13 protein-coding genes are annotated in these 19,325 nt (G+C 42.7%); 8 read left to right on the forward strand and 5 right to left on the reverse strand.

Annotated features, from left to right (window positions below):
• Nucleotides 1-23: 23 nt before the first annotated feature.
• The 3 genes from MHH63_RS01710 to MHH63_RS01720 form a co-directional block, all read right to left on the reverse strand.
• The gene (locus MHH63_RS01710) at nt 24-521 is read right to left on the reverse strand and encodes a DedA family protein (protein WP_076130315.1); all 498 of its coding nucleotides are present in this window, start codon (nt 519-521) and stop codon (nt 24-26) included.
• 279 nt (nt 522-800) lie between these two features.
• Entirely contained in the window at nt 801-1,598 is a 798-nt protein-coding gene (locus MHH63_RS01715; protein ID WP_076098819.1) for a sulfite exporter TauE/SafE family protein, read from the reverse strand.
• Nucleotides 1,599-1,642: 44 nt separating this feature from the next.
• A complete protein-coding gene (locus tag MHH63_RS01720; protein WP_341171150.1) occupies nt 1,643-3,256 on the reverse strand; it encodes a carboxylesterase family protein in 1,614 nt (537 codons plus the stop codon).
• 134 nt (nt 3,257-3,390) lie between these two features.
• On the opposite strand from MHH63_RS01720, the gene MHH63_RS01725 reads away from it, so the two are divergent.
• Nucleotides 3,391-4,302 (forward strand): LysR family transcriptional regulator, encoded by a 912-nt coding sequence (locus MHH63_RS01725; RefSeq protein WP_341171151.1) that lies wholly within the window; start codon nt 3,391-3,393, stop codon nt 4,300-4,302.
• A 20-nt stretch (nt 4,303-4,322) separates the two neighbouring features.
• Here MHH63_RS01725 and MHH63_RS01730 read toward each other — a convergent pair whose 3' ends face one another.
• Nucleotides 4,323-4,916 (reverse strand): YdeI/OmpD-associated family protein, encoded by a 594-nt coding sequence (locus MHH63_RS01730; RefSeq protein WP_076098816.1) that lies wholly within the window; start codon nt 4,914-4,916, stop codon nt 4,323-4,325.
• An 89-nt stretch (nt 4,917-5,005) separates the two neighbouring features.
• Nucleotides 5,006-5,974, reverse strand: a complete 969-nt coding sequence (locus tag MHH63_RS01735; protein ID WP_076098815.1) for a LacI family DNA-binding transcriptional regulator — start codon at nt 5,972-5,974, stop codon at nt 5,006-5,008.
• A 112-nt stretch (nt 5,975-6,086) separates the two neighbouring features.
• On the opposite strand from MHH63_RS01735, the gene MHH63_RS01740 reads away from it, so the two are divergent.
• From MHH63_RS01740 to MHH63_RS01770, 7 genes are all read left to right on the forward strand, one after another.
• Nucleotides 6,087-7,499, forward strand: coding sequence for a glycoside hydrolase family 1 protein (locus tag MHH63_RS01740; RefSeq protein ID WP_341171152.1), 1,413 nt, complete (start codon nt 6,087-6,089; stop codon nt 7,497-7,499).
• A gap of 280 nt (nt 7,500-7,779) precedes the next feature.
• Nucleotides 7,780-9,624 (forward strand): beta-glucoside-specific PTS transporter subunit IIABC, encoded by a 1,845-nt coding sequence (locus tag MHH63_RS01745; RefSeq protein WP_076302384.1) that lies wholly within the window; start codon nt 7,780-7,782, stop codon nt 9,622-9,624.
• Nucleotides 9,625-9,753: 129 nt separating this feature from the next.
• Nucleotides 9,754-10,593 (forward strand): BglG family transcription antiterminator LicT, encoded by an 840-nt coding sequence (gene licT / locus MHH63_RS01750; protein ID WP_076144575.1) that lies wholly within the window; start codon nt 9,754-9,756, stop codon nt 10,591-10,593.
• Between the two features lie 149 nt (nt 10,594-10,742).
• Nucleotides 10,743-11,765, forward strand: coding sequence for an ABC transporter substrate-binding protein (locus MHH63_RS01755; protein ID WP_076184809.1), 1,023 nt, complete (start codon nt 10,743-10,745; stop codon nt 11,763-11,765).
• An 8-nt stretch (nt 11,766-11,773) separates the two neighbouring features.
• On the forward strand, nt 11,774-13,831 hold the full coding sequence (locus MHH63_RS01760) for an iron ABC transporter permease (RefSeq protein ID WP_076130323.1): 2,058 nt from the start codon (nt 11,774-11,776) through the stop codon (nt 13,829-13,831).
• 546 nt (nt 13,832-14,377) lie between these two features.
• Entirely contained in the window at nt 14,378-16,450 is a 2,073-nt protein-coding gene (locus MHH63_RS01765) for a peptidoglycan D,D-transpeptidase FtsI family protein (protein WP_341171153.1), read from the forward strand.
• 179 nt (nt 16,451-16,629) lie between these two features.
• Nucleotides 16,630-19,299, forward strand: a complete 2,670-nt coding sequence (locus tag MHH63_RS01770) for a copper amine oxidase N-terminal domain-containing protein (RefSeq protein WP_076281966.1) — start codon at nt 16,630-16,632, stop codon at nt 19,297-19,299.
• Nucleotides 19,300-19,325: the final 26 nt, after the last annotated feature.

Here is a 19,325-nt window from a genome sequence, read left to right on the forward strand (position 1 = left end):
TCCTCCATAATTTTAGAATTGATTTAGATGTTTATTAATTTTGATAGGATGTGATCTCCAAAGTACGTTCCTACAAAAAAGAACAGTAAGGTCCAACTTAAAGCACTGGGATATGAAATAAGGGCAAATCGTTTATAGCTTGTACCGCTGAGCCCGATCAACATGGGAATGATGTAACGTACAACTGGAATAAACATGCCGATATACATAGCTGTACGCCCACGTTTTTTTAGAATCTGCTCTGCTTTTTTAAAATGTCTGTTAGCTTCAAATTTGCACTTCAGCTTTTGCCCAAAGAATTTACCTGCAAAGTAGGCAACCGTAAAGGCCGTTAATAGCCCTGATAAAATGCAGAAATAAGTCATCCAGGAATTGATAATCCCCATGTGGCTTAGGGTAGCTCCAGTGAGGATTGTAATTTCATTAGGGATTGGAATTCCAAAAGGGCCTAACGTGAAAGCAAGATAAAAAATCAGATATCCATACTGATTGATTAGCTCTAAGACGGTATTACTGGCCAATATGCCACCTCCTTCGCTTACTTCAATACAGAAATCTTAACTAAAAAAACTGAGGAATTAGGTGGGGGAATTCTAAAGAAATCCTGAAGAGACTTAAAATTCGATAGGATTGGCCAAGTCTCTTATCCATAGGGGGCTAAATTATGATAGAAGAGGGGATCCGTTTCTGCCCTGCAATTTGAAATGTCGTTGATATCAAGGAATTAGTCCCACAGTCACAATAAAAAAGTCCTGAGGATCAAGAAACTCTTGATCCATCAGGACTTTTTACATAATGACCTACCCTTTCATCATCAAACGAAGCGAAACGATGATGAGAAAAACGGCTAATAGCTTTAAAAGCAGCTTGGCAGGAAGGCGTTTTGCCAGGCGTGCGCCAATTTGACCGCCGATAATTGCGCCAGGTGCTAGGGCTAACACCATAAACCATTCAACATTCAATAAAAAGGCATGTGTTGTGGTGCTTACGATAGCTGACAGGAAAATTTGAAGCATAGAAGTTGCAACAGCGATATGGGGGGCAAAGCCGAGAAGTAAGGTCATTGTCGGAACCATAAGACTCCCGCCGCCAATCCCAAATAGGCTTGCTACAAAGCCAACGAGAAAACTGATGATTATGCCGGTAGGCATATGATAAGCATATTCGAAATGAGCCCCGCTATTATCGGAAAAGCTTCGCTTCACGGTTGGTTTGAAAGGCCAATGGATGGGTTTGTTCGGCTTGAACAAGAGCAATAAAGCGACAAGGATTAAGAAAATACCGAAGCTTACGAAAAACATTCTCCCGCCCATTTGCTTGGTAAAGAGTGCACCTATTACTGAACCCGGAATCGAAACGGCGGCGAAGGTGAGCGCTGCTTGATAATCGATTCTCTTCTGCTTTGCGTACACATAAGTACTTGAGATGGAGTTGAAAAGCAGCATCGCCATTGATGTTCCAGCCAGATGTGAAGGCTCCATATCAGGAAAAAGGAAAGCCAACGCAGGCACAACGATGAACCCGCCGCCAAGTCCGACCAATGAACCGGAAATGCCAGCTGCTAGCCCGATGACTAAGAGCAGTAAGTAAGTTAGCACAACAGCATGTTCCTTCCTCTACGTGAATTTTACAATCATTTATCTTACCAGAAAAAACGTCCCGCAAATAAATTGTTTTTTAGCCAATTGCGCTGTTCTGCTGCTAAACGGGGATCATTGTCCATTTGGGACAGGATATCTTTTTTTACAAGTTTGCAGACGGATTGAACAATAGTTTGATCCTGGCTAGCATCTAACCAGAGAATTTCCGCAGACCGGGGATTAGGGGTGTATCGTTGCCAAGCAGGTTGTCCCTCAGCATTAGGATTACCGGTATATAGGAAATGCCGTAAATAGTCCCTCATTAGGGAAGAGAGCATGTTACGCCCAGGCTCGTTATGCTCGGAAATTACATCCGCAGGAAATCTTTCCTGGACACTGGAAAAGTCACCTGTATAGAAGGGGATGTCTGCACCATGCGGGGCACCCATAAGAAAACGGATATAAGGATCGATCACTCCGTCTCTTAACCCCCAGGCGAAGCGGTAAGCATAGATGGGCATCTCCGGAATCGCACTTAATAATATCTCTGTAGTCTGCTCTACATTAAATTCTGCATACAGATCGCTCCCATATTGGACTGCAGCTTCATAGAGCTTCTTTTCTTCCAGATTTCCAGCTAACTCTTCCTTTTGCACTAGGGAGAAGAAATGAGTATCCCATAAAGTGAACTCGGAGAATTCGCTGGCAGTGCTGCCAAGGATGATCGGCAGGGAAGGGTGATCGCGGTTATTTAGATTGTCGAAGCCACCAATAGGAATGACCGTGCCATCTTCGATCAAATGGGGAAAAGCAGCCATCTGAAGCCCCGTCTCACGAATGATTTCGACAAAGTGAAAGGCATTCTGACGATATAGGAAGGCGGAAATCTTATCCGCAGATTGTGTGGAAATCCATTCTCTTGCCTCATCTTGAGTGCTGACCATTCCTGTTTTTAATAATAACTCTGTTAAAATGTCATCTGCTTTTTCTTCACTTTGCTCCGTAACAGCCGTTGTTAAACCTCCGCTCATAATAAAAAGCTTATGAAAGAGCCCTCTGCCCAGCGGTGAAAGGTAAGCAGCTAATGCATTTCTTGCACCTGCAGACTGGCCCCCTAATGTTATGTTCCCTGGATTTCCCCCAAAGCAAATAATGTTATTGTGCAGCCACTTTAGCGCATGAAGAACATCGAGGAGACCGTAATTTCCTGAGTCATCCAAGGGGTCCCCGGTTCGGAGTGAGGGATGCCGGAAAAATCCCATTGCTCCTAAACGGTAATTCACTGTAACCACTATACTATTTGTCTTATACGCCAATTCTCCACCTTGAAAATCCCGTCCCGAACCCCCAATATTTCCGCCGCCGTGGAGGAAGACGAATACGGGTAAGCCTGCCTCGGCATGATCCGGTCGCCAAATATTCAAAAAGAGGCAATCTTCACTGCCGCCAGGTTCCCCTTGAATGAATTGGACACTGCTATTATTAAAATGGCATGCAGGCAATACACCTGTCCAAGGTTCTATCTCACGCGGTGCTTTCCATCTGAGCTTATCTATGGGAGGTTCCGCATAAGGAATCCCTAACCATGCGATCGCCCCAAGTTCTGGCAGACGTATGCCCTTAAGCTGACCACTGGAGACTGTAATAATTTCTTCCATGGGTTCTCGTGTGCTCATTTATAGTTCCCCTTTCTCCTGCAGATTCTTATGTATTTTTAATTCTCTTTATTATAGTGTTCTGCTATGATGATGAAAAATATATTATTATATATAAAATACATAACTCTAAGGTTATAGAAGAGGTGGTTTCGTTGGATTTACTTTCGCTTCGGTACTTTCAAACGGTTGCAAAGCTTGAGAATATGACCCTGGCAGCCGAAATACTCCAAATCTCACAGCCTGCTATTAGTAAAATGATCAAAAATCTTGAGGGCGAATTAAACGTCAAATTGTTTGATCGCACAGGAAAATACATTCGATTAAATGAATATGGAAAGCGGTTTCTTGTGAAAGTTGATTTAGCCCTACAAACGTTAGAGGAGGGGAAAACAGAGCTATTGGACTTGTCTGAGCGACCGACAGGAACTGTAGTGATTTTTATCCAAGCGGGTTCCTATTTGCTTCCGGATATGATCACATTATTTCGTCAGAAGTACCCGGAAGCTCAATTCAAGCTATTGCAGCAGGATCAGGAGATCTCACGTTATCCGGCTTTTGATTTGTGTATTTCTTCTACTCCGCTCAAGATTCCAGGAACAGTGTCCACACCGGTATTAACGGAAGAAATCCTGCTGGCGGTTCCTAATGAGCACAGGCTCGCAATCCGTAAAAGTGTACGTCTGAATGAACTCGCGGAAGACGGTTTTATCAGTTTGAAAATAGGCAAGCAGCTGCGCGAAACGACGGATTCTCTCTGTCACGCCGCCGGATTTGCTCCGCGTATCATTTATGAATGCGATGAGCCTTCGATGGTACGCAGTCTAGTCCGTTCGGGACTAGGGGTTTCTTTTATCCCCGCTGTAACTTGGGGGGGTTCTCAAGGATCCTCTGTTGTGCTTCTTCCCATTGAAGAACCCATAAGTACCCGCACCATTGAAATCTCATGGTATACCAACCGGTACATGACTAATGTCGCTAAAAAGTTCAAGGCCTTTGTTGAGGATTATTACAAGCAGTTAAAAGAAGACAATTTAAAAAAAGAGCCAATAAACCCTAAGGCTTAATTGACTCATTGTCAGCAACGCTAATCATTTAATCCCTTACCCTCAAGGATTTGCGGGATGAATTTTTCAATTCGGGATACGCGGGTTTTGGATTGTTTCGCTTGAGAAAAATGATAAATATATGCGTTTTGCCGTCCAGGCGTTAAGGCTTCAAAAGCAGTTTTCAAGCCAGGAAGTTCAGCGAATTTGGTCTGAAGCTCTTCAGGAATGAGGTAATCCTCTTTCTTTTTTAATTCGACTTCCAAACCCGCTTTTTCAACTTCTATGGCATTTTGAATGTAGGCTTTCAGAACAGCTTCCATTTCAACGATTTGTTGCACATTCGTAAACCGAATTTGGCGCGCTGCCTGCACATTTTCTGTTTGTTGAATTAGAATCCCATTGGGATCCTGTAACAAGGCACCTTTGTGAAAGAGAAGCGCACAATATTCTTTAAATCCATGAATTAATACTATGTTTTTATCATCAAATGTGTAACATGGATGCATCCACTTATAATCTTCGGTCAGCCCGCAATCAAGCACGATCGTTCTCAACTGCTCATATTCTTCCCGCCATTGTTTCGCTTTACTTAAGAATTTATCAACCCTAGGATTCAATACATTATTTGTCATAAAAAACACCTATCTTCATCAAAATTTTCAATACAATTTTACTGTTTTTTTATGGAATGTACAGTCGGAATCTTCTGAGAATGGGCAACCTATGTTGTCTCCCGTTCGATCAGTTGGAACGATAGGGGCTGCAGCTCCATATCCAGTCCAAGCAGGGTTGGAGCCAGCAGAAGAAAGGCGTTCTCCGCCTGTCCCGCAATCGGATTCCGAACAGTGGTAATTCCGAGCGTCTGCGACAGCTCCGAATTATCAAAACCAACGATGGCTAGATCACGGGGCACATCCAGCTGCTGTCTACGTGCTTCGCTCAGAACGCCCACCGCCACCAAATCATTGGAGCACAGAATAGCATCCGGCTGATCGGGTTGTCCAATTAGGGTTCGCACCAATTGCTCTCCGTCACGGATTCCATAAATCGTGGAGTAATACCATTTCTCAACGATGGGAAGATTATATTTGGTCATGATTTGCTCATAAGCTAGTCGTCTACTCTGGGTATTTATGCTGCTTGGGCGGCCAAAAGCATTAGCGATACGCGTATAACCCCGCTCTATCAAATGCTCTAGAGCGAGTGCATATCCATCATATTGGTTCATGGCAACTGACGGTATTTCAGGATGGTCCATGCGTTGCCAAGACACAATCGGGCCGTATTTGCAGTAGGAAGTTATGACATTTTTATCGTTAACAGCGGTCAGAATAAGCAGAGCGTCGACTCTTTTTTGTTTGAGATCCTCGAAGGCCTGAAGTTCCTTTTGTTTATCACCGCCGGTGGTATAAATAATCGTCTGATACCCGTAACGGCCGGAAATTTCGACGAAGCTGTTCATGAAGCACAAAATAAGCTCGTTGAGGTCTAAGGTAATCATGCCGATTTGCTGGGTTTGGCCTTTGGATAAAGATATGGCATTCCGATTGGGAACATAGTCCGTCTCTTTCATAATGGCGAGAATTTTCTCCCTAGTTTCCTTGCTGACATGGGGAGAATCGTTCAGGACTCGGGATACCGTAGCTTTGGAAAAGCCCGACAGCTTAGCAATTTCGTCAAGTGTGGACATCGGCTTATCTCCTTTGCAAGATTAATCCTTGACATGTAACGCGTTCCAAGGTTTAGGATTCGGATTAGAGCAGTAAACCTATACTATCACAATAGCAAAGGCGGGAAGAAATATGAACTTACAATTTCCAGAAGGATTCCTATGGGGTGGGGCTGTAGCCGCTAACCAGCTTGAAGGGGCATATCAGGATGATGGCAAAGGCTGGTCTACCCAAGATGTCATGCCGCATGGCATTAAGTCTGCGCCTACAGAAGTTCCTACCGACGATAACATGAAGTTGATTGGTATCGATTTCTATCACCGATATAAAGAAGATATTAAGCTGTTTGCGGAAATGGGCTTTAAAGTATTCCGGACGTCTATTGCCTGGTCCCGGATTTTCCCGAAAGGGGACGAGCTGGAGCCGAATGAACAGGGCTTGCAGTTCTACGAGGACCTGTTCGACGAGTGTCATAAATACGGCATCGAACCGCTAGTTACGATCTCCCATTATGAGACCCCGCTGCATTTGGCACGAGAGTATGATGGATGGGTTAACCGTAAGATGGTGGAATTTTACGAGCGTTATGTGAGAACGATCTTTAATCGTTACAAGAACAAGGTCAAATACTGGCTGACCTTTAATGAGATCAATTCTATCCTAGAGTTCCCATTTATGAGTGGCGGAATCAATACTCCATTGGAAAAATTGAGTAAGCAGGATCTGTATCAGGCCATTCACCATGAGTTCATTGCAAGTGCTTTGGCGGTAAAAATCGGTCATGAGATCAATCCTGATTTCAAAATAGGCTGCATGGTGCTGAGCATGCCAATTTATCCGCTCACTCCGCATCCGGACGACTTGATCAAGGCGATGCAAAGTGATCACAAAAATATGTTTTTTGCGGATGTTCATAGCAGAGGTTATTATCCAGGCTATATGAAACGGTTCTTTAAGGAAAATGGAATTCACATTCATTTCGAGCCAGGGGACGAGGAAATTCTAAAGCATACCGTGGATTTCATATCGTTCAGTTACTATATGAGCACATGTGAAACGGCTGATCCGGAGAAACAGATCAGAGGAGAAGGAAACCTGCTGGGCGGGGTACCGAATCCGTATCTGGAAGCGAGCGAATGGGGTTGGCAGATCGATCCGCAGGGCTTGCGTTATGTGATGAATATGTTCTATGACCGATACCAAAAACCGCTGTTTATCGTGGAAAATGGCCTTGGCGCCGTCGATCAGCTGGTTGTAGACGGGAACGGTGAGAAGATCGTAAACGACGATTACCGGATCAATTATTTGCAAGATCATTTGGTTCAAGTAGCGGAAGCTATTGCTGATGGCGTGGAAGTTATGGGATACACAAGCTGGGGCTGCATCGACTTGGTTAGCGCAACAAGCGCCGAGCTGAAGAAACGTTATGGTTTCATTTATGTAGATCGTCATGATGATGGTTCAGGTACACTGGAGAGATACCGTAAGAAGTCCTTCCACTGGTACAAAGAAGTAATTGAATCCAACGGACAAAGCCTGTTCTAAAAAAAAGTCCTGATAATCAAGATATTCTTGATCTATCAGGGCTTTTTTTGTTATCCAATATTATACAGACCGTGGTTTATTGTTGACATCATTAATTGAACATGTTAATTTGTAAATAATAAATTAATCGGATATCAGGATTGCTACTGCATAGCAGGCAAAACCTAAGTTTCATTTATGATTACGGGGATATTCTCTCTCGTACATAGATGTGATTTAGGTTTTTTTGTGTTCCCTGATAACCGTGATTAATTGATCTGTTACAAAGGGGTGTATAAAAATGAGTTATGAACAGCTAAGTAAAGACATTATTCAATCTGTCGGTGGGGAGAAAAATATTAACAATGTGATTCATTGTGCCACGCGACTAAGATTCACACTTAACGATGAGCAAAAAGCTGATAAAGAAAATTTGGAAAAAATGAAAGGGATTATTGGGGTAGTTAGCAAAGGGGGACAGTTTCAAGTTATAGTGGGTACCCATGTTGCTGATGTGTATAAAGAAATTGCCAAATCCATATCCCCTAACAGTGACTCTGGCGAGAACAAGGTAAAGAAACCTATAGGGACTCTGATTTTTGATGTTATTTCTAGAAGCTTTTCGCCTCTGATTGGTGCTTTAGCAGGTGCGGGTATGTTGAAAGCGCTATTAACCGTACTTGCATCGTTACATGTTCTAAGTGCGGATAGTGAAACTTACAAAGTATTAGCCGGCGCTAGTAATGCTGTGTTTTATTTTCTACCCATTTTCTTAGGAATTACGTTATCGATTAGGCTGGGTGTTAATGCTTATGTGGGTGGTAGTATCGGTGCGGCTTTACTTGAACCTAATATTACGGGATTAGCAAGTGTTGAATCTCCACATTTTTTAGGTATTCCTTTAGTAATTTCGGACTATTCATCAAGCGTGTTTCCGATTTTTATCGCCATCTGTATATACGCTTTATTGGATAAGCAGCTAAGAAAGTTTATACACAAGGATTTGCAGATGTTCTTGGTCCCTATGCTATGTTTGATTGTGATTGTTCCGTTAACTATTTTGGCTTTCGGACCGTTTGGCGTGAATGTAGGGAATTTAATTGGAGACGCTATTTTGTTCCTCAGTACGAAAAGCGGTATTGTTACAGGGGCAATTGTGGGAATAGCTTGGACGTATTTGACTGTACTCGGATTGCACTGGGGACTTGTGCCAATTATTCTTGAGAACATTGCTAAGGGTGGAGATCCGATATATGCAATGGCCGGCATGGCCATCTTCGCGCAGCTGGGTGTGGCGTTGGGTATCTTCCTGAAAACAAAGGACAAACAGTTGAAAACATTGGCCGGCAGTACATTTATACCAGGCGCGCTTTCAGGTGTAACAGAACCTATTATTTACGGTTTGCTGACTCGTTACAAACGGACTTTCATTTATGTAACCATTGCCGGCGGTGTAGGTGGAGCACTTAGTGGTCTTTTCAAAGTGAAGATGGAAGTCTTCGCATTTGTGAGCGTATTAAGTCTTCCCGCATTCTCTCCGCTGGTCGTTCAAGCGATTATAGCAGGTGTGACCATTGTATTGGCTATGGTAATTACCATGGTATTTGGTTATGAAGATAAAAAGAAAGTGAATATTGTAGAAGAAAAAACGAATACTGAAAAAAGCGAGGTTATCCTCCCTCACGCCGTTAAAAGTTCAACCGTTGTAAGCCCTCTGGCTGGTAACGTAATCCCGTTAACCTCAGTAGATGATGCTGCCTTTGCTTCTGAAGCAATGGGCAAGGGGATTGCAATTGAACCCACAGAAGGTAAGCTTTATTCACCGGTAAGTGGAGTTGTATCCACTATTTTCAGAACAGGTCATTGTATTGCGGTAGTATCGGATGAGGGTGTTGAGGTCTTGATTCATATCGGTATAGAAACCGTGAAGCTAAAAGGTAAATACTTTGATGTGAAGGTGCAAGAAGGAGCAACCGTTAAACAGGGTGATCTATTGATTGAGTTTGATTTTGAACAAATAAAAAATGAAGGTTATCAATGCACAACACCGATAATTATTACCAATACGGCTAATTATAGTGATGTGATTGGTACCAATAAAACAGTTATTACACCGGGCGAAGATTTGCTGACTGTTGTAGTGTGATCTATTGAAGAGTCATAAGGTATGAATGGAATCGATCTCTTAGTACTGCTACTTAGAGATCGATTTTTTATTATAGAATACTATAAAAAAGTGCTAGCTTCGTAAGATGAAAAGGTAAGGAGCTGTAATATGCGGATCGAAAAAGTGTTAAACAACAATGTTGTTACTGTCATAGATGACCAAAATTTTGAACTAGTAGTTATGGGAAGAGGACTGGCCTTTAAGAAAAAACGTGGAGACTTTTTAGAAGAAGATAAAATTGAAAAGATATTCACTTTAAGTAATCAAAAACTTTCAGATAAGCTAAAAACGCTGCTTTCCGAGATTCCAATCGAGCACATGGAGCTCTCAGAAGAGATTATTAACTTCGCCAAACTGCAGCTCGGTAAAATGCTGGATGACAGTATTTATGTTAGTCTGACAGATCATATCAGTTTTGCGCTGGAGAGATTCTCAAAAGGGATGAAGATTAAAAACGCCATGCTTTGGGAAATCAAAAAATTCTATAAAGAAGAATATGAGGTTGGGAAAGCTGCGCTTCAAATTATACATTCCAAGCTCGGAGTCAGACTTCCCGAAGATGAGGCCGGACATATTGCGCTCCATCTGGTGAATGCAGAACTAAATGAAGAGATGCCTAACATGGTGAATATCACCAAGATCATGAACGACATCCTAAATATCGTGAAGCGCCATTTCAGGCTAGAGTACGACGAGGAGTCCCTTGCTTATTACCGTTTTATCACTCATTTGAAATTTTTTGCACAACGTCTCATCAACGGTACTCCACCTCCTGATAATGAGAATGGCTTATTTATTTTGGTAAAGCAGCAGTATAAGGAAGCTTTCGCAAGCGTCGAGAAAATTAAAATCTATATTGATAAAACATATAATCGGGAGTTAACAAATGATGAAATGCTGTATCTGACCATACACATTGAAAGAATTACAAACCAGATCATGGAGTAGGGACGGTTAAGCATTAAATTTTAACTTTGACTTTCGGGAGAATCGCGTATAAGATTACTAATATGTTTTCTGTGATAATCATTATCAATAGATTGATAACTGTTATCATAGAATAAACTTCGAACGTTGAATCCAGGGGGATAAAGTAAATGCACAAAAGGTTAATTAGTTTATTTATGGTTGTTGCTATCATATTGGTCGTATCAGGCTGTGGTACTAACCAAAAGAATAATTCAACATCGAACGCGGGAGCAACTGACAAACCAGCTGCTGAAAACGCGGGCAGTGAATCTACAAGCGGTCCTATTGTTTTAAAGGATTCTAAAGGTGAGATTACGCTGGACAAACCTGCGCAAAGAGTTGTGGTATTGGAATGGACCTTTACGGAGGATGTTATTGCACTGGGAGTGCAGCCAGTAGGTAACGCAGATAACGAAAACTATAAGCTGTATGTGACTTCTGAAGCACCACTTGATGCAAACGTGACTGATGTTGGTTCCCGTGACGAGCCAGATCTGGAGACAATTGCTTCATTAAAGCCTGATCTGATTATTGCCAATACGGGTGGGCATGAAGGAATTTATGATCAACTTAAAAGTATCGCTCCAACATTGATTTTCGGCTTGTATCCGAATGAAGGAGAAGGTAATCAGTACACACTGATGGAAGATACTTTCAAAACAATTGCAGCGGCAGTAGGTAAAACAGCAGAAGCCGATAAGGTTCTTGCTGATTTGGATGCACATTATGCAGATGCAAAAGCAAAGCTGGCTGATGCAGGCAAAGAAGGCTTGAACTATGTACTGACACAAGCATACAGCTACCAGAATGCAGCAACGATGCGTCTTTTTACAGATAATTCACTTGCGGTACAAACTTTGGATCGGATCGGTCTGAAAAACGACTGGAAACCCGAAAATTTCGAAGTTTACGGATTCAGTACCTCTACAGTTGAGGCATTGCCTGCGGTTCAGGATACAAATCTAATCTATATCGTCCAAGAGGATGATAATATTTTCACGAAAGAACTGAAGGATAATTCCGTTTGGAATGGCCTTAACTTTGTAAAAGAGAATCGCACCTTCGGATTGAGCAGTACTACTTGGGTGTTCGGCGGTCCGATCTCCTCCAAAGTTATCGTGGATGAAGTTGTAAATACATTAACGAAATGAGTGCGGTTATGAACGAAAAGAGTAGCAAAGAAGCCTCTATCGGCATGAACTGGCGGATCATTGGAATATTTGGGGGCGGCTTTGCCGTCCTCTTCATTCTGTTCGTTTTAAGTTTGGGCTTTGGGGAAGCCAAGATTCCTGCAGCTACTGTAATAGATGGTTTGCTGAATCGCCAAGATATAATGGAACATAATCTGCTCTGGGATATCCGCATGCCACGTACAGTTATTGGTCTGCTGGCCGGGGCTGCTCTGGCTGTGGCTGGGGCATTATTGCAAACTATAACGAAGAACCCGCTTGCTTCCTCAGATACACTTGGGATTAATGCCGGGGCATACTTTATGGTCGTGCTTGGTATGGTAGCTTTTCCTGCTTTGCAGCATGAGTTTCCATTTTTGCTCGCAGTTGCAGGGGGACTGCTTGCTGCTTTAGCCGCTTATTTATTGAGTGGAGGCAAGGCAGCCACACCTGTTCGGCTGGCTTTGTCAGGTATGATCGTCTCCATGGTGCTCGGAGCGTTTACATCGGCCATACATATTTTTAAAAGAACAGAAACACAAAATCTGTTTTTATGGGGTTCAGGTTCCCTAATCCAGTTGGATTGGGACGGTGTTATATATGCCTGGCCTTTTGTCGTAGTGCTGCTATTGGCAGCGATATTTGCCGGCAGACAATTTGATGCGCTGGAGCTCGATGAGTCAACCGCTCGTTCACTTGGACAGCGAGTAGGGTTAATTCGGGCGACAGGACTTGGCCTATCGGTATTAATGGCTGCGGTTGTAGTCAGCGTGGTTGGACCGATTGGCTTCGTCGGCTTAGTGGCTCCCCATCTCGTCAGACTTAGTGGGATTCGCAAGCATCGCCTGCTCATTCCTGCAAGCGCGTTGTGGGGAGCCTTGCTCATCACGGCAGCGGATACGCTAGCGCGTGTAGTGCGAAGCAGTGTGGGTGAAATGCCTGTTGGTGCAGTTATGGCGATTATTGGAGCCCCGTGGCTCATTTGGCTGGTACTCACCAAGATGAAAAATATATCGGGCTCAGGCGCTGGCCAATCATCGATGAGTATCGGTGGGGCGGGACTGCGTCTGCGCTTTGTGCCGACGGTTATAGTTATGACCGTGCTGCTCATTGTTATTATCCTCGTAAGCTTATCGTTTGGGGGAACAAAAATACCGATCAGTGAATTGCTAAGTAGTCTGTTCCATAGGGGGGATCAATCCTATTCCGTCCTGCTGAATTTACGGCTTCCCCGTACACTCGTAGCGGCTGCAGGAGGGATCGCACTTGCAATCAGTGGTGTATTGATTCAAAGTGCTGTTCGAAATCCATTGGCAGATGCTTCTATTATTGGTGTGACCTCAGGGGCTGGCTTTGGTGCTTTGGCCGTAATGACCGTTTGGCCAGCATTGACGGTATTTGCAGTTCCGCTTGCCGCAATCGTGGGTGGGGCACTGGCTGCTGCTTTTGTCTTTTTTATGGCCTGGCGCAGGTCCTTGAATCCATCGGTTCTGATCTTGCTTGGAATCGCAGTCTCTGCTATTGCCTCTGCGGGAATCCAGGTCATGATCGTCAAAGGAAGTTTATGGAGCAGTAGCTCCTTAATTTGGTTAACGGGTTCGACTTATGGACGAAGCTGGAATCAATTTTACATCCTATTTGCATTCCTGCTTGTACTTGTTCCGATTGCATACTATTTGGGCCGAAAATGCGATTTGTTGGCATTTGGTGACGAGAGTTCAACAGGATTGGGCTTGCCGGTTCGAGGAACGCGGCTTTGGGCTATGATTATCGGCGTTTTGCTTGCAGCGGGAGCCGTTGCAAGTGTGGGAACAATTGGCTTTCTCGGACTCATGGCGCCGCATGCGGTGCGGATGATGATTGGTCATCATACGAGACGCTCGATTGTTTTGTCAGGATTACTTGGCGGCTTGATGCTCGTCATTGCCGATACGCTCGGAAGAACCATAATGGCGCCGAAAGAAATCCCTTCAGGCCTTATTATTATGCTGATTGGGGCTCCGTATTTCTTGTTTCTAATGTACCGGTCACAGGTTAGAAAAGTGTAGATTTTGTTATAAGAAAAAATCAGGGGGTGCCCCAGCAGCCGTAAAATGGCTGCTGGGGCACCCCCTGATTAATTAGAGCTTACTCCATCTAGAACGCCTCAAACATCGTTTCATTCGTTTAAGATTTCCCTCCCTTACGCTACAGCTATCGGACACAGATGACCTTAAACGCAGTTTTATTTCGCATTTGAAGTGACAACGGACCGCATAGTCGCTATTGGCATGAAAAGCACCCGATTTGCCCTTCTTCCTATGAAATAACGTCATTGGAGTCCGAAACCAAGCTCCAAAGGCTAAAAATCCGCATATAACGTCATCTGAGTCCTTAAGCCTCAGCGAATGTTGAGAATTTATTGGTGCAGGCCACCAACGCCCATAAACAAAAAGCAGCGATTCTCCCATACCGGGGAAAGCTGCTTTTTTAATTGGATATTATCGATTTGTGAACAATTATTTAACTATTATTCTTAATTTTGTATATTTCCGTTTGCTAGTTTATACTTTAATCTTATGTTGTAGAATTTTGGAAATAAGGAGTGGGATTATGTGAGGCTCTTCGACAGAAAAGGTGTACAAGACGGCAGCAAAACTATTAACAACTCTGGCGAATTAAGAATCAATATTTTTTTCTTTAGCACTTTTATTATTTTTTGTGTGATTATCCTACGCCTTGCGGTCTTGCAATTTGTCGAAGGACCCACGTTATCTGAAGCTGAGGCTAATCGGGATACGAAAATAGTGGCATTATCGGCATTGAGAGGGAATATCCTCGCTGCTGATGGTGAGAAATTGGCATACTCAACGCCCGTTCAATCTTTGTACCTTACTTTGGATAAGGAATATACCGCAACAAAAACAGATAAAACTACGAAAAAAGTTACCTTAACTGCTGAGGCAAATAATAAATCAAAGGCACTCGCCAGCAAGTTAGCAGAAGCCTTCGAAACTTATGGTGATCCTAATGAAAAAAAACTAACCACAGAAGAGATCCTTGAGTCTATGGATTTATATTCAAAAAAACTCTCTGGTTATGTAGCACGAAGAATTAAATCAGGTTTAACTAAGAAAGAAATCGCTTATTTTTTAGAACACAAAAACGAATATCCAAACCTAGAAGTGATAGAGGAAAGCAGCAGGCATTATGATACCGATACGGTGGCTGTACAAGCTGTTGGTTACGTGAAATTTTTTAAATCCTCTACTAGTTTAGATCTTTATAAGGATGTACTTCAGGCGATGAAAAATAATCAGAACCCTGGACTTAACTATAAAGAGGATGAGCTAGTAGGCTTTGATGGCTTAGAGCTGCAATACCAGAAAGAGCTTCGGGGCCAGAATGGTTATAAGGAAGTTTCCGTAGATCCGCAGAATATGGCAGAAAAAATTGTAAGTATTGAACCCCCGGTCAAAGGAAGCACTATCTGGACTACCCTTAATAAAAAAATTCAGCTGAAGACCGAAGAAGCCATTAAAGATCAGATTCAGTGGTTACATTCACACACCGTTCAGGGAGAAACACATCCTGATGCTTTAACAGGTTACGCTGTAGCCATGGAAGTGGATACAGGTAATATTATTGCTATGGCAAGTATGCCTGACTATGATACCAACAGCTGGGCTACGGGTTCGATCTCTCCAGAGGTGTATAAAAAAATTGAAAAGCATTACCAAAATGGAACGATAACTCCATACTCATCAGGAAGATCAGGGCATAATTTTGAATCCACCGTGCTGCTTGGTTCGACCATAAAACCATTGAGTGTGTTAATTGGCTTAAAAGAGGGCTTTATAAGTACTTCTTCTACTTATCAAGATAAAGGGATCACCTCATTTGGTAGGGAAGGACATGAGACTAATGTAAGGAACTCATCCAATCATGTATACGGCTCTTTGTATCCTTATACAGCCATTGAAAAATCTTCAAACGTATATATGGTTGATATGATCGGAAAAAAATTGTACGAAAAATACAAGTCTAAGGGCATCGGGGTATGGGACACATATATGAAAGAATTCGGTCTAGGTGTGCCAACAGGGATAGGTTTACCAAGGGAATACTTGGGTGATTTGAATTATAAAGCTGAAGCTAAAGCGGGTTCAGTTCAGTCGGCACTTGTTTATGCTTCTTTTGGGCAGCAGGGACGTTATACCGTTCTTCAGTTGGCGCAATATGCGGCTACACTAGCCAATGAAGGGCAACGAATCAAACCACAGCTAGTAAGCAAGATCACGGACTCCAAAGGTAAAGTTATCAAAGAATTCAAACGGGAAGTGCTTGATGAAGTGACTACTTTCGATAAATCCTATTGGCGGGAGATAAAGAAAGGGATGAACAGTGACGTTAAAAGTGCCTTCGGTGATTTCCCCTATGATTTTGCGCGTAAAACAGGAACTTCACAACAGACGGATAGTAAAAACATAAACCGTGATAACGGAGTGTTTATAGCTTTTGCACCACGTGAAAATCCAAAACTTGCTGTAGCTGTAGTTATTCCTGAAGGCGGATTTGGATCTAGTAGTGCAGCACCTGTAGCGAGAAAAATTTTTGATGCTTATGATTGGGAGTACGGATTGGATGGAATTCCGAAGAAAAATGTGGATAAAAGTATCAGCGAATAACACAAAGGAGAGAGCGCACACTGCGCTTTCTTTTTCTTTTTACAGAGCGGTTTATGGCAGATCGAAGGAACGGGTTCAAGATTAAAATATTGTAACCATAATGCGTGAAACTTTTATCCTAGTAGGAGCGTCAAAAGGTTAGGAAAAAAATGTATTCGTCATTCCAGGAGGGTGAATCTGTGAAGAAGTTATGGATTTCTATTTTAGTGGGCTTATTAGTTTTGCCGATGATGTTTCAATCTTCAGTGAAAGCTGCTACTGCGCCCATCAGTATTTTTATTGATGGGGTTCGATTGTCCACAGATCAAGCACCGGTGATGGTAAATGGACGGACGATGGTACCCCTACGGGCAATCTTTGAAGCCTTTAATGCCACCATCAAGTGGAATCAGAAAACACAAACTGTAACTGCAACTAAAGATGATACAACGATTATGTTAAAGATTGGCTCAAAGACAGCCACGATTAACAATAAAGCTGTAACTCTAGATGTGCCGGGTCAGAATTTGAAAGGAAGAACGATGGTTCCTACACGGTTTGTAAGTGAGTCATTGGGTCATGATGTGGGTTGGAATCCAAGTACCAAAGTGGTGACCATAACGACTTCCGGCGGTAAAACTGGAACTGTAAATCCGGCATCGAATGTACAGTTAAAGGATGTAAGTGATAACGGTGACGGCCGTGATCTCCAGGTCAGCTTCACCCAATCTTCTAATGAAGCTCTTGTGGATCATTACCGGGTAATGATTGTAAAGGCTTGGAGCACTTTTAATATCTCATCTGCACAAAAGGTTACATCCGCCAATTATTCTACTGTTTTAGCTACAGGCACTAATCCTACGATTAGAATGACCGCAAATTCAAGGGATGTGGATGGTGACCTCATTAAAGGTAATCAAACCTATGTAGCTTATGTTTTCGCAGTGGGCAAAGGCAATAATACCAGCGCTCTCTCGTATAGTTCTTCGACTATATCGCTTAATACTAATACTGTAGTCGTTGCTCCAAGTAATGTACAAGTAAGTGATGTGAGCGATTATAGTGATGGCCGCGATTTAGCCGTAAGTTTTAATAAGGTATCGGATGAATCCAAGGTGAGTTCTTACCGGATATTTGTAGTCAAAGCTACTAATTATTCTTCTTTTAATTTGGCGGCAGCAAATGCTGTTAGCAGTTCAAATTACACACAGGTCAACAAAACAGGCTCCAATATCACTCAGATCCTATCGTCAGGAGCGAGGGATGTGGATGGAGCCCTCATTAAGACGGGAGTTGGTTACCGTGTGTTTGTTATGGGTGTAGATAGTGGCAGTAATACAGCCAATAATTTATTGTCTGCTGCTTCATCTGCGATTACGCTGTCCTCGGTCAATGTCTCTAATTTAAGTGTAAGCGACGTTAGTGACTTTGGAGATGGCCGTGATTTAAAAGTATCCTTTAACCACGCCACAGATGAAACGTATATTAGCCAGTACCGAATTCTAGTTGTGCCTACAGCTTATTCCAACAACTTTAGTTTATCTGAGGCGAATAATGTCTCCAGCTCTTACTACACAACGGTGAGCACAACAGGATCTAGCACCAGTCAAGTGTTAGCCTCGTCAGCAAGAGACGTGCGTGGTAATTTGATTAAGAATGGAACACCTTACAGAGTGTATGTGTTAACGATTGGAAGCGGGAAGAATTTGGGCACCAACATTCTCTCAACGGAGTCAACATTAATTACGTTGGCTGTTGACTACAATGTGAGTGCTGTCTACAATTTGGATGTAAGCGACGTAAATGACTATGATGATGGCCGTGATTTAAGAGTATCCTTTGACCACGCTACGAATGAAACGTATATTAGCCAGTATCGCATCCTGGTTGTACCTACTTCCTATTACAGCAGCTTCAGTTTATCTGACGCCAATAATGTGTACAGTTCTAACTACACAGCAGTGAGCACAACAGGATCCAGCACCAATCAAGTGTTAACCTCGTCATCAAGGGACGTGCGCGGTAACCTGATAAAGAGTGGAATCAATTACAGAGTATATGTATTAACCGTCGGAAGCGGGAATTACTCAGGCAGCAATGTTCTTTCTTCTGGTTCACCTTTAATTACGTTGAATGTAGATTACAAATTGGCTCCTATTTCGAGCTTGGATGTAAGGGACGTTAATGATTACGAAGACGGCAGGGATTTAAAAGTATCCTTTAACCATGCCACGGATGAAACGTACATTAGCCAGTATCGAATCCTGATTGTACCTACTTCCTATTACAGCAGCTTTAGTTTAACCCAGGCAAATGCGGTTTCTAGCTCCAATTACACAGCGGTAGGCACTTCAGGAAATAATACCAGTCAAGTCTTGGATTCTTCAGCCAGAGACGTAAACGGAAATTTAATAAAGAGTGGAATCAGTTACAGAGTGTATGTGTTAACGATTGGCAGCGGCAAGTACTCAGGCACTAATGTGTTGTCCTCAGAGTCGAATGCCATAACTTTATCCACTAAGCTGCCGGTAACCTCTGTCACCAATGTAACGTACAGTGTGGATGAGGGTAAAATACTAGTAAGTTTCAACCGTTCCTCTAACGAGTCTAACATTTCGGAATATCGAATTCTGGTGGTTCCGTCCAAACAAGGTTTTGGTTCAGCGGAAGCAATTGAGGTGAAATCCTCGTATTATACGTCGATAACGCCTAACGGAACGAATCCTACAATTGTAGCCTCGAGAAGAGATGTTAATGGTGCATTAATTGTTAAGGGTGTTAAATATAAAGTATATGTTCTTGCGGTAGCCAATAATAATGGCGTGCAGAGTGGTGGTCTTTCGGATTCAACGGAAGAGATTGAAATATAAGGATAGGGAATAAAATCATATATAAT

The organism is Paenibacillus sp. FSL H3-0310 (assembly GCF_038002785.1).
GTDB lineage: Bacteria > Bacillota > Bacilli > Paenibacillales > Paenibacillaceae > Paenibacillus_AQ > Paenibacillus_AQ odorifer.